Below are 12,531 nucleotides of genomic sequence, written 5' to 3' on the forward strand. Positions count from 1 at the left end.
GGGGATGAGGAAGGTGATGGGGGCAGCGCTGCTGGCGGCGGCGCTGGTGCCCGCGATCGCACAGGCCCAGGGATCAAACCCCGGGTTCGATGTCGATGCGGCAACGCGCGCCTACCTCGATCTGCTGCAGGGGCCGGCACGCGCAAAGTCGGACGCCTATTTCGAAGGCGGCTATTGGCTGACCCTGTGGGGGGCTGTCGTCGCCGTGCTGGTCTATGGCGCGCTGCTCGTCAGCGGCTGGTCGGCGCGGCTGCGCGATCTGGCGGCGCGGCGTATCAAGCGCACCCGGCTGGTGCCCGCTTCTTACGGCGTGCTCTTCACCCTCGTCACCTTCGTGCTTTTCCTGCCGTGGTCGATCTACACCGGCTTCGTGCGCGAGGCGCAATACGGCCTGATGAGCCAGACGTTCGGCGCGTGGCTGATCGATCAGCTCAAGATGCTGGGCATATCGCTGGTGGTGAATGCGCTGCTGTTCACCGCCATCTACGCCGTCATCCGCCGCTTCCGGCGCGGCTGGTGGGCGATCGGGACGGGGGTGGTGATCGGCTTCCTAACCATCGGCCTGCTGCTCGGGCCGGTCTTCATCGAGCCCATGTTCAACGAATACACCGAAATGCCCGCCGGGCCGCTGCGCGACCGCATCGTGGCGATGGCTGAGGCGCAGCAGATCCCGGCCGACCATATCTATGTCGCCGATGAATCGCGCCAGTCGAAGCGCATCTCTGCCAATGTCGCGGGTCTCGGGCCGACGATCCGCATCGCGCTCAACGACAATCTGTTGAACCGCACCTCGCCTGACGAAGTCGCCGCCGTGATGGGTCATGAAATGGGCCATTATGTGCTCAATCATATCGGGTGGCTGCTCTTCTGGTTCGGGCTGGGCGTGCTCGTCATCTTCCTGGCCCTGTCGCGCATCGCGCCGCGGCTGATCGCGCGCTACCCGCGCTCGGGCGTGCGCGACGTGAGCGATCCGGCCGGTGCCCCGCTGCTGCTGGCGATCGCGAGCTTGCTCGCCGCGCTGGCGACGCCCTACATCAGCACGGTGATTCGCTGGAATGAAAGCGAGGCCGACCGCTTCGGCTTGGACGCCGCGCGCGCGCCGGACGGGTTCGCCAAGGTGGCGATCCGCCTCTCCGAATATCGCAAGCTCGAACCGGGGCCGATCGAGGAGTTCCTGTTCTTCGATCACCCTTCGGGCGCGACGCGCATCCGAATGGCGATGCAGTGGAAGAAGGATAATATGCCCGGCGCCACCATGGCCAAACCGACGCTCGCGCAATGAGCCGCCTGTTCATCTTCGGGCTGGGCTACACCGCGAGTGCGATCGCCGACGCGAGCGGCTCGCCAGTCCTCGCCACCACGCGCGATGGCCGCGCCGGCACGATCCGGTTCGACGACGAGCAGGCGGTGCGCGCCGGCCTCGCCGCGGCGACGCACGTGCTCTCCTCAGTGCCCCCCGATGGCGACGACCCGGTCCTCGCCCGCTACGCCGACGCGCTGGACGGCCGCTGGCTCGGCTATCTCTCCTCCACCGGCGTCTATGGCGATGCCGGCGGCGCCTGGGTGGATGAAACTGCCCCGATCCGCGGACGGCGCTTACCGCGCAACGCGGCGGATGCGGCTTGGCTCGCGCTGGGCGCCCGCGTCTTCCGCCTGCCCGGCATCTATGGCCCCGGCCGCTCCCCGCTGGACCGCGTCGCCGCGGGCACCGCCCATCTCACCGGCCTTTCCAATCAGGTGTTCAGCCGCGTCCATGTGGCGGACATCGCCAGCGGGGTCGTCGCCGGCTTCACCGCGCCCCCCGGCGCGTACAACCTCGCCGATGATCTGCCGACCAGCCAGGATCGCGTGATCGCGCATGCCGCCGCCATGCTCGGCGTGCCGCCGCCCCCGGTTGTCGCGCTGGACAGCCTGTCCCCCGCCGCCCGCGCCTTTTATGCGGAAAACCGGCGCGTCGCGAACGGCAAGGCGAAGCGCGTGCTCGGCTGGCGCCCGCTCTATCCCGACTACCGATTGGGCCTGCGCGCGGTTAAGGCCACGACCAGGCCAAAAGCGGCCAATGCTGCACCGGACCCGGCCAAAAGCGACCAGCGGTAACCTTCGAAGGTCGTCGACAAGGCCATGGCGATCACCGGCACGATCACGCTCGAATAGGCCGCCTTGGCCGGCCCGATGATCCGGATCACCCCGAAATAGAGCGGAAAGGCGAGCGCCGACGCGAAGATCCCAAGGTACAGGATCCCCGCCACATAACCGAGCCGCCATTCCATCACCGGCGGCCCCACCGTGAACCACGCCCAGCCTGCATCAAACGCCCCGCCCATCAGCATGGCGATCCCGGTCGTTCGCAGCATCGGATAAGATCGTGCGATTTGCGTGCCTTGCATCACATTGGCGCTGGACGCCGACAGGATCGCGCAGAGCGTCAGGCCGATGCCGACGAGCGACGCGGCCGGCCCATTGGGATCGCTGCGCACCTCGTGAAGGAAGAGCAGCGCCACCCCCGCCATGGCGATCGCGGAGCCGATCACCAGCTGCCGCCCGAGCCGCTGCCCCAGGAAAATGCGGCCGAACAACGAGTTGGGGATCAGCAGCAGCGCAAAGGTCACCGCCACCAGCCCCGAGGTGATGAACTGTTCCGCTCGATACACGAAGTTGAAGTTGAGCACGAACTGCGCCAGTCCCAGTGCCGCCGCAAAGGCATAGCCGCGCGCGTCGATCCTGCCCGGCTCGCGCCGGATCGCTGCCCAGATGAACAGCGCCACCCCGGCAACAAGGAAGCGGTAGCTGACCGACCAGGACGGCGGCACCACGCCCAACTGGTCGCGAATGACCAGCCAGGTCGATCCCCAGATCAGCGTCACGATCCCGAACGGGATCAGCACGTGGGCACGGGTGGATTGCGGCGGCGGCGCGTCGGTCATGCTCGGCGCGCGTAATGCGGATCGAAGCGCAGCGCTACGGCACCTCGCCCCGAAAAAACGTCATGCCGGCCTAGTGCCGGCCTCCAGCCCTCTGCGTACTCAGCAGCCGCGGGTCAAGCCAAACCCTACCGGGACAAGACCGGCATGGCGGGGAAAATGATCTTCGGCGGGCGATCACCCCAGCGCTGCGATCGCCTCTGCCAGCGGTCGGATGTCCTCGGCTTGCTGGTTCCACGATACCACCAGCCGCGCCTCGCCCGGCCCCCAATCGTAGAAGTCGAAACCCTTGCCGCGCAGCGCCGCGGCTTCTTCCGATGTCACCCGCAGGAACACCTCGTTCGCCTCCACGGGATGCACCAGCCGATCGCCCGCGGCCGCCGCGAGCAGCGCCGCGCCCTCGTTCGCGTTGCGCGCATTCGCCAGCCAGCGATCCTCCTCCAGCAACGCCAGGATCTGCGCCGCGAGATAGCGGCCCTTGGAAAAGAGCAGCCCCGCCCGCTTGCGGCGATAGCGGCTCGCCTCGATCATCCCGCGCTTGAAGAACACCAGCGCCTCCGCGCCCATCCCGCCGTTCTTCACGAACCCGAAGCTGAGCGCCGTCACGCCGGCGCGCCACGTCATGTCGGCCGGCGAGCACCCCGCATGCACCAGCGCGTTGGCGAACCGCGCGCCATCCATGTGCAGCGCCAGGCCACGTTCCGCCGCCAACGCGCCGATCGCCGCCACCTCGTCCGGCTGATAGACCAGCCCATATTCGGTCGCGTTGGTGATCGAGATGGCGTGCGGCGGCACCTGATGCACGGCCGTGCGGATCGTCGCCAGCAGCGCGCCCAGGCTCTCCGGCGTCAGCTTCGCGCCCTCGCCGCCTGCCAGCAGCAGCTTGGCGCCATGCGTGTAGAATTCCGGTGCGCCGCACTCGTCGTTCTGGATGTGCGCATCCCGGTGACACAGCACCGCGCCATGCGGCGGACACAGTGCGGCGAGCGCGAGGGAATTGGCCGCCGTGCCCGTCGGCACCCACAAGACTTCCACCTCCGTCTCGAACAGCGCCGACAGCCGCGCGTCCAGCATGCCGGACCAGCGATCGCCATCGTAAGCGGTATCGAGCACGTCCGCCTCGGCAAGTGCGGCGAGAACGGCGGGGTGAACGGGGGCGGCATTGTCCGAAAAGAAGCGCATGTTGCGTGCCTTGCGGCGGGCGTCCCGCGCCGTCAATCGATGCCGATCAGCTTTCCGGCGCGTCCGCGTCGTTGGACGCGATGGTCGGCCCGCGATAGCCAGTGACCGTCGCCGCCACGGCCTGGATCAGCTGCTGCCGATCGCGCATCGGTCGCTGCGTGTCGCCGATCATGACTGCAACCGAATAGCGCCGTCCGTCCGGCGCGGTGAGCAGCCCAACGTCGTTGAACCCGGCATTGCGACGGCCCAGTTCCTGCCCAGTCCCGGTCTTGTGCGCCAGCGTCCAGCCCGGCGCCGCGCCGGCCTTCAGCCGCGCGCGCCCGGTCTTGCTGGACTCCAGCGTCGAGATCAGGAGCCGCGTCGAGGTTTCGGACAGCAATTCTCCCCGCGCGAGCCGCGCCAGCGCATCGGCGATCGCCAAGGGGGCAGCGCCATCGGGCGGATTGTCGATATAGGCCTGCATCGCCGCCGCGCGAACGGCGGGATCGAGCCGCGCGCGCATGAGCGAAAACGTGTTGCCGACACTCATCGACTGGTCCCAGGTCAGCCCCGCCGTCTTTGCCTGCAGTAGCCGCTCGCCGGGCCCGAAGCGAATATCGCCCAGTTGCTTGCGCTCGATGAACGACCGCACGGCAGAGGGCCCGCCAGCCAGCGTCAGCAGCCGGTCATTCGCAGTATTGTCGCTTTGCGTCAGCGCGCGGAACAGCAGGTCGCCCACCGTCGTGTTCCAAATGCCGCCCTTTACGAGATAAGCGGTCGGCTGATGAAACACCGTGAGATCAGCGGGGGTGAGCGACACTTCATCATCAAGCCGCAACCGGCCGGAATCACGCTGGTCGAGGATCGTCATGGCGACCCACAGCTTGCTGACGCTCTGCTGGGGCAGCAGGCGGCGCCCGCTGGCCTCCACCGTCCATCCGTCATCCACGGCGCGAACCGCAACGCCGGCGACGCCCGAAAATTCCCGAACCAGTTGCCCGATCGAGGCTTCAAGCGCACGCGGCGCGCGATTGGCGGGAAGCGGGGTCGGCTTGGGCACGGGGATGGCGACGACATAGGCCGGCTCAGGCGCTACCGCCCGTGCCGTCTGCGCCGGCCGCTCATCAACGCCGCAGCCGGCCAAGGACAGCAGCGCTACGCCCGCGATCAACCGCTCGATCATCATCTGCCATGCCCCCGAACAGTCGCCACCAAACAGGCTATCCCAAAAGTCACCATTGAAAACCGGGACTTACTCCGCCTGCGATGAACCGGCGCTGACGTGCGACCAATGCAAGCGCCTGCTAGGGAACCAGGACGGTATCTACCGCCACGTCCAGCGTCTGCGGGCAGTCCAGCGTGTAGTGAAGCCCACGGCTTTCCTGGCGGTGGAGCGCGGAGCGGACGATCAGATCGGCCGTCTGCAACAGGTTGCGCAGTTCGATCAGGTCCGGCGTCACGCGGAAGTGGCCGTAATAATCCTCCACCTCGGCCGTCAGCATCTCGATGCGATGCTGCGCCCGTTGCAGCCGCTTGGTGGTCCGGACGATGCCGACATAATTCCACATAAAGCGGCGGATCTCGGTCCAGTTCTGCTTGATCACGACTTCCTCGTCGGAATCCGCAACACGGCTTTCGTCCCACGGCCGGATCGGCGGCACCGGGCGCAAATCGTCCCAGCATGCGGCGATGTGATTTGCCGCCGCCTCGCCGAAGACGAAACATTCCAGCAGCGAATTGCTGGCCAGACGATTGGCGCCATGCAGCCCGCTTTCGGTACATTCGCCCGCGGCATAAAGGTTTGGCAGATCGGTGCGCCCGTCACGATCCACGATGATCCCGCCGCAGGTATAATGCTGCGCCGGCACCACCGGGATCGGTTGCACCGTCATGTCGATGCCCAGCCCCATCAGCTTTTCGTAGATGTTCGGGAAGTGCCCCCGCACGAAATCGGCGGACTGATGGCTGATGTCTAGGTGGACGTAATCGAGGCCATAGCGCTTGATCTCGGCGTCGATCGCCCGCGCCACCACGTCGCGCGGCGCCAGTTCCAGCCGCTCGGCATCATAATCCACCATGAAGCGGTGGCCCGTCTGCGGGTTGATCAGCCGCCCGCCCTCGCCGCGCACCGCCTCGGTGATGAGGAAATTCTTGACGTCGAGGTTGTAGAGGCAGGTCGGGTGGAACTGCATCATCTCCATGTTGGAGACACGGCATCCCGCGCGCCACGCCATTGCGATACCGTCCCCGGTCGCCCCGCGCGGCGCGGTGGAGAACAGATAAGTGCGCCCCGCGCCCCCCGTCGCCAGGATCGTCGCACGCGCCGTATACAGGTTCACGCGCCCGGTCCTGCGATCCACCGCATAGACGCCCCAGACATTGCCAGCCCCGGAATAGCGCTCCTCATGCCGGCTGGTAGCGAGGTCAATCGCCACCTGATCGGGCACCAACGTGATGTTGGGATGCGCCTCCGCCGCGCGCTGCAGCGCCTCCTGCACCGCCCATCCGGTCGCGTCATCGACATGGACGATGCGGCGGTGCGAATGCCCGCCCTCGCGCGTCAGGTGCAGGGCGTTCCCGTCCTGCGCGAAGGGTACGCCGAGCTTCTGCAAACGCTCGATCGCAGCCGGCGCATTCTCGACCACGAACTCCACGATCTCGCGATCGTTCAGCCCCGCGCCGGCGACCATCGTGTCCTCGACATGGTTTTCGAACGTGTCGCCAGGCTCCAGCACCGCCGCGATCCCGCCCTGCGCCCAGGCGGTGGAGCCCTCGTTGAGGGCGCCCTTGGCAAGCACGGTGACTTGGAAACGATCGGCAAGGTTCAGGGCTGCGGTGAGCCCGGCTGCGCCCGATCCGACAATGAGAACGTCCGCGCTCGTCATGCGCGGCTCTGGGGAGAGAAGACCATCGCGGCTGCATGGCACGAAGCGCACGCATCTGCCATATCTGCTCGAAACCTCTTCACCGTTCGGCCGGAGCGCGCACTGTGAGCGACACCGCCCGTTGCAGGTGCGGCGACAAGCGTGGCACGAACGGTGGAGAGGATTGCGCGGAACAAGAAGTCCAAGGGAGTCCCATGTCCACCTACACCGCCCGCCTCGCCGCCCTGCGCGATCAGCTTTCGCGCCAGCAGCTCGACGGCTTCGTCGTGCCGCTGACGGATGAGCATATGAGCGAATATGTCGGCGCTTACGCCCAGCGGCTGGCCTGGCTCACCGGCTTTCAGGGGTCCGCCGGCACCGCCGTGGTCCTTCCTGCCGAAGCCGCGATCTTCACCGACGGCCGCTATACGCTCCAGGTCCGCGAACAGGTGTCGGCCGACGATTGGCAGTTCGTCGGGGTGCCGGACACCAGCGTTTCGGCCTGGCTTGCGGGGCACGCGAAGCAGGGCGGGCGGATCGGCTATGATCCGTGGCTGCACACCCGCGCCTGGGTGGATGAAGCCAGCAAAGCGCTCGAGGTCGTCGACGCTACCCTGGTGCCGGTGGATACCAACCCGGTAGACGCCATCTGGCCCGATCAGCCGGCCCGTTCCGATGCGCGGCTCAGCGTTCACGAGGATGCCAATGCGGGCCGCTCCTCCGCCGACAAGCGCGCCGTCGTCGCGGACTGGCTCACCGAGCAAGAGGCCGATGCGGTGGTGCTGGCCTCGCTGGAATCAATCGCCTGGCTGCTGAACGTGCGTGGCGGAGACGTGTCCCGCACGCCGGTCGCGCTGGCCTATGCGGTGGTGAACGCTGACGGCACCGCCGATCTGTACGTCGCGCCTGAGAAGATGACGGAAGAAGTAGCGCAGCATCTCGGCAATGCCGTGCGCGTCCACGATCACCGCGAATTCGCGCCCGCCCTGGGCACGTTCGCCGGCAAGCGCGTAGCGGTCGATCCGACGCTCTCGGTCGCCGCCATTCCGCTCGCGATTGAGGCTGGCGGCGGCGAGGTCGTGGCCTTGCGCGATCCCACTGTCGTTCCGCGCGCCACCAAGAACAGCGTGGAGCAGGCCGGCCACCGCTCCGCCAGCATCCGCGACGGCGCCGCACTCTCCCGCTTCCTGCGCTGGATCTCGATCGAAGCGCCCAAGGGCGGGCAGACCGAACTGTCCGCGGCGGCAAAGCTGGAGGAATTCCGGCGCGAAACGGGCGTGCTGAAGGATCTGTCCTTTGACGCGATCTCCGCCACTGGCCCGCACGGCGCGATCCCGCATTATCATGTCACGGATGAATCAAGCCTGCCGATCGAGCCGGGCCAGCTCTACCTGATCGACTCCGGCGGCCAATATGTCGACGGCACCACGGACGTGACGCGCGTCGTCCCGATCGGCGCGCCAACGGCCGAAATGCGCGATCGCTTCACTCGCGTGCTGAAGGGTCATATCGCGCTAGCAACGGCCGTGTTTCCCCGCGGCACCACGGGCGCGCAGCTCGACGCACTGGCCCGGCTTCCCCTGTGGCAGGCAGGCCTCGATTTCGCCCATGGCACCGGCCACGGCGTCGGCAGCTACCTGTCGGTCCACGAAGGCCCGGCGCGGATCGCCAAGCCCAGCTATCCCGGCAGCGGGCCGTCAGAATCTTTGCTGCCTGGCATGATCCTTTCCAACGAGCCCGGATATTACAAGGCAGGCGAATACGGCATCCGCATCGAAAACCTGCTGCTCGTCGTCGAGCGCACGTTTGAAGGCGGCGAGGACGTGATGCTCGCCTTTGAAACACTTACGCTCGCCCCGATCGACCGCGACCTGATCGATTCCGCGCTGCTCACGCCCGGCGAGCTATCGTGGCTCAACGATTATCACGCGCGCGTCGCCGGCACGCTTGCGCCCGAACTGGAGGGCGAGGACCGCGCGTGGCTGATCGAACGCTGCGCCCCGCTCAGGTAAGGACCCGATCACCCCTCCCCGGCGCGCGCCCGGGGGGGGATACGAGAACCCGCAACTGGTCGCGGGGGCGCGTTCGCCGCCGCCGTCGCAAGCCGAGCGATTGACGGGTTCAGCCGTCAGGCTGCGATGCCTTGTCCGCGTCACCCTCAAGCGTCGGCTGCTCCGCGACGGCCCCGTCCTCCGCCACGCTGCGCGCCTGCGCCTTGCGCCGGCGCAGATTGGCCCGCAGCGCAGCGGCCCGGCGCGCGTCCCGTTCGTCCTTGCTGTCCATGAAAGCTGCTATCGCTTCGTCATGACGCCTTGACAATCCGCCGCCGCTCGTCTCTAGCGCCCCCTCGCCTGCGAACAGCGGGCCGAGTGCTGCCGTAGCTCAGTGGTAGAGCGCATCCTTGGTAAGGCTGAGGTCGTGAGTTCAATCCTCACCGGCAGCACCATCTTTTCAACGACTTAGCGGTCGTTGGATATAAAACGTAGATCGCTGGGTAGCACCGGGGTAGCACCATCGCGAGCGCTGCTTGCATGGAGATTCGCGTTCCGCCACAACCCGACTTGGTGGAGGGAAAGTGACGCGGCCTTATTCAGACCTCGACCCCCGCACTGAGCTTGAACAGCGCGTTTCGGCTGACATGGCGAGTGCGCTTACGAAGCGGGGGGCAACCGTCACCCATCACGGCACGAACGCGAGCCACGCTCCGTCGATAGCCGACGCCGACATCACCGTTGAATGGACCGTCGCATCGAAGCGGCACCGGCTCCTTGTCGAAGTCGCAAAGCGAAGCGACGAAAGCGAATTCACATCGATCGTCGAACACCTCAATCGCGCGATTGCGGTCGCGCCCGGCATGACCACAAACGTCCTGTACTCGGGTCTAAGCACTTCCGTTCGCATGGCTCGGTTTCTACGAAACGAGAACCAACAGCGCGAACGTGACGGCAGGGCCGGGAGAATTGTGTTTCTACCGCTAAATCGGCTGCAAACGCATCTGTCTCACTGGGCAGCAGCCCCCGCCAAGGCATACCCACTTACCGGCCTGACATCGGCTGTGGCACGTTGGCCCGAGTTTGCAACGGACCTCGCGGCGGCGCAGGTTTTTCAAGAGGAAGTATTTCCAGATTGGACCGAAGAAGAACAGGAGCTTGACCTTGCCCGCTTGCGCGAGTTGGCCGTTCGACAGGAGCGTCTTCGCAGGGACATCGTAGGCCTAGAAAACAAGCTGCGTGAGCGCGGAGTTACCGGGCAGCGTGCTCACAAGTTCTTAATTTATTTGTTCTTCGTCGCTCTTTATGAAGACAAGCGGGGCATTGAAAGCCGCGCTACCTTATCGGGGTTTGCTGATTACAGAACTAAGATGAGCCCGGCGGATCGCGCCGATAAGGAGTTCAAGGACTGGACGGTGCACCATCTTATAAAGAAGGATATCGTCTTCGACCCCGACATTGTTACCTCCGGCATGTTCGACCGGTATGAGCGTCTTGAGTTGCCGGACGAGTTCATCGTATCAACTGTCCTACCTATCTTCGAGCGTTATCCATTATCAGCTGGCGGCATTGACTTCATTGGGGCAGTGTTTGAAGCGCTCGCGCGGAGGGCGGAGAAAGATAATCGGATTGGGCAGTTTTTCACGCCAGAGACTGCGGTAATATCCACGGTACGGCTTGTTTCGCCGCGCCCGAGTGATGTTGTATTAGACCCGGCGTGTGGAACGGGACGATTTCTAATCCATGCAATGGACGCGATGCTCGCTAACGCGGTAGCCACCGCAACTGAAACAAAGGAAGAAGTTGAGCAGAAGGTTCGACGTGAGCGCTTACTAGGGACAGATATTGACCCGTGGGTCGCAACCATTGCTAAGATGAATATGTATCTGCACGGTGATGGAAAGTCGAATGTGCGCCCAGCGAACGGACTCGCGCTGTCCGCGTATGATGTGTTCGCACCACGAACACCCGCCCGCGCTCACGAGGCGATCGACGTTGCGTTGACCAATCCTCCGCTTGGAGACGTTAACTTCAGAGAGGTTGCCGCTGAACTCGCGCGTTCAGGCTCGCTCGGCAAGGTAAAGGCCGCACCGGGATCGGAAGCATACGAGAGCGAGATTGCGGCAAAGGCAAACCGTTGGACGAAGGAGCGCTTGCGCGTTGTCCCACACACGTGCGTTGAACAAACGCGCGCTGACACGCTGTCGAAACGTGTGACAGATTGGCGAGACAAATTGCTGCTCGCCATGAAAACTCGAGACGAACGGAAGGAGCGCCACGCTCGCCGCCACCTCGACGCAGCCGAAGCTGGGTTGGCGGAGGTTAAGGGCGCTATAGCGGCTGGCAAGCTGACGTACGTGACGGCGGGTAATAACGCCAAGGGCGGCGCTCTTTTTCTGAGTGCAATCTTAGACTACCTCAAACCGATTAGAGATGCGGGCGCGCCGGAAGAGTGGAAAGGCGGTATTGTCGGCATTGTCGTCGATGAAGCGGTCCTGAACACGTCGGCCTATGGCGATGCGAGATCGTTTATTCGAGATAACTACTTCATCAAGGCTGTCGTCTCACTTCCTCGGAATGCTTTTGAGTTCCTAGCTAGGACGACTGCGAAGACCTCGATATTGCTTCTTATAAAGAAGCCAGACCCTGCGATCGTTCAGCGGGAGCCGGTGTTCTTCGCTAAGGCACACACGATCGGCTACACTTCGACAGGAGTAGATGACCGGAATGATTTCCCGGCCATCAACGAAGCGTTTAACATCTGGCGACAGGCGGCGCCGAGCTCTTATGCGGGAGGCGTCGTTAGCCCCGCGCGACTAGCTAAGGCAACTGCAAAGGTGCCGCTCTGCGACGGCCTTGTGTCTCTTTATCAACTATCGGATGAGTCACCAACGGAGCGCTTGGACTTCGCGTATAATCGAATGAAAGAGCTTGTCGCTACGATGGGCGAGCGCATTCTGCTGTCTTCAGTAATTGAGCCAGTCACACGCATTCCGAACACGGAACTTGTTGATGAAGAGGCGCTTGTACATAGCTACGCTTGGGTCCGAAGTACGGATGGGAGAGTTCGTCCAAAGGGTATCCAAGATTTGCAGTATGACACTAAAGACCTTCGAGAGATTAAGTCGGGCGACATTCTCGTTTCCGGCATTGATGCAGTGAGAGGCGCAATAGGTGTTGTTGAAGACGATTGCGACGGGCTGATCGTTTCGAAAGAGTTCTTTACGTTCAGAGTGCGAGAGTCGTCTGAAGGAAAGGTCGACGCTCAGTACGTCGCTCGTCTGCTACGCTCTGAGAAGATGCGAGCCATACTTGAGGGTGCAATAACAGGTGTTTCGAACCGGACGCGACTGGAGAGCCCCGCACAATTGATTGCGCTGCCTATCCCTCCGCTACCATCGATTAAGGTGCAGCAATCGCTTGCTGAACAGGTTCGTGCAGCGTTCCGGGCACAGGATGAGGCGGCGAAGGTTTTTGCAGCGATAGATAAGAGCCTATCGGCGTAGCGGTGCTACCCCTGTGATGCCCACATTGTGTCGCGTGCAAGCTGGGGCCGCAAAGCCGTTGCTGTAACGACACGAAGTTCGCCGTTCG

Annotated in this window: 9 protein-coding genes and 1 tRNA gene; 5 read left to right on the plus strand and 5 right to left on the minus strand. The window is 64.4% G+C overall.

Annotated features, from left to right (window positions below):
* The first annotated feature begins 4 nt into the window (after positions 1-4).
* Together SPMU_RS12100 and SPMU_RS12105 are read left to right on the plus strand one after the other, a co-directional pair.
* Positions 5-1,282 carry a M48 family metallopeptidase gene (locus tag SPMU_RS12100; RefSeq protein ID WP_245833227.1) on the plus strand — a complete coding sequence of 426 codons (1,278 nt, stop codon included), beginning with the start codon at positions 5-7 and terminating at the stop codon, positions 1,280-1,282.
* Entirely contained in the window at positions 1,279-2,097 is an 819-nt protein-coding gene (locus tag SPMU_RS12105; protein WP_088334182.1) for a Rossmann-fold NAD(P)-binding domain-containing protein, read from the plus strand. The genes SPMU_RS12100 and SPMU_RS12105 overlap by 4 nt, the downstream gene beginning before the upstream one ends.
* On the opposite strand, the gene SPMU_RS12110 is transcribed toward SPMU_RS12105, so the two are convergent.
* The 4 genes from SPMU_RS12110 to nadB form a co-directional block, all read right to left on the minus strand.
* On the minus strand, positions 2,007-2,924 hold the full coding sequence (locus SPMU_RS12110) for a DMT family transporter (protein WP_088334183.1): 918 nt from the start codon (positions 2,922-2,924) through the stop codon (positions 2,007-2,009). The genes SPMU_RS12105 and SPMU_RS12110 overlap by 91 nt on opposite strands.
* A 174-nt stretch (positions 2,925-3,098) precedes the next feature.
* Complete coding sequence (locus SPMU_RS12115) at positions 3,099-4,103, minus strand: threonine aldolase family protein (protein ID WP_088334392.1); 1,005 nt, start codon at positions 4,101-4,103, stop codon at positions 3,099-3,101.
* 46 nt (positions 4,104-4,149) lie between these two features.
* Positions 4,150-5,268 (minus strand): serine hydrolase, encoded by a 1,119-nt coding sequence (locus SPMU_RS12120; RefSeq protein ID WP_169715719.1) that lies wholly within the window; start codon positions 5,266-5,268, stop codon positions 4,150-4,152.
* Between the two features lie 118 nt (positions 5,269-5,386).
* Positions 5,387-6,967 carry an L-aspartate oxidase gene (gene nadB, locus SPMU_RS12125; protein WP_088334184.1) on the minus strand — a complete coding sequence of 527 codons (1,581 nt, stop codon included), beginning with the start codon at positions 6,965-6,967 and terminating at the stop codon, positions 5,387-5,389.
* A 194-nt stretch (positions 6,968-7,161) separates the two neighbouring features.
* On the opposite strand from nadB, the gene SPMU_RS12130 reads away from it, so the two are divergent.
* Positions 7,162-8,958 carry an aminopeptidase P family protein gene (locus SPMU_RS12130; RefSeq protein ID WP_088334185.1) on the plus strand — a complete coding sequence of 599 codons (1,797 nt, stop codon included), beginning with the start codon at positions 7,162-7,164 and terminating at the stop codon, positions 8,956-8,958.
* 109 nt (positions 8,959-9,067) lie between these two features.
* Here the strand turns inward: SPMU_RS12130 and SPMU_RS16955 are convergent, their stop codons facing one another.
* On the minus strand, positions 9,068-9,229 hold the full coding sequence (locus SPMU_RS16955) for a hypothetical protein (protein ID WP_169715720.1): 162 nt from the start codon (positions 9,227-9,229) through the stop codon (positions 9,068-9,070).
* 88 nt (positions 9,230-9,317) lie between these two features.
* Here SPMU_RS16955 and SPMU_RS12135 point away from each other — a divergent pair.
* Both SPMU_RS12135 and SPMU_RS12140 read left to right on the plus strand, forming a co-directional pair.
* Positions 9,318-9,392: transfer RNA gene (locus SPMU_RS12135), tRNA-Thr, on the plus strand.
* Between the two features lie 192 nt (positions 9,393-9,584).
* Positions 9,585-12,443, plus strand: a complete 2,859-nt coding sequence (locus tag SPMU_RS12140) for an N-6 DNA methylase (RefSeq protein ID WP_088334186.1) — start codon at positions 9,585-9,587, stop codon at positions 12,441-12,443.
* The last annotated feature ends 88 nt before the right edge of the window (positions 12,444-12,531 follow it).

This window comes from Sphingomonas mucosissima (assembly GCF_002197665.1).
Lineage (GTDB): Bacteria > Pseudomonadota > Alphaproteobacteria > Sphingomonadales > Sphingomonadaceae > Sphingomonas > Sphingomonas mucosissima.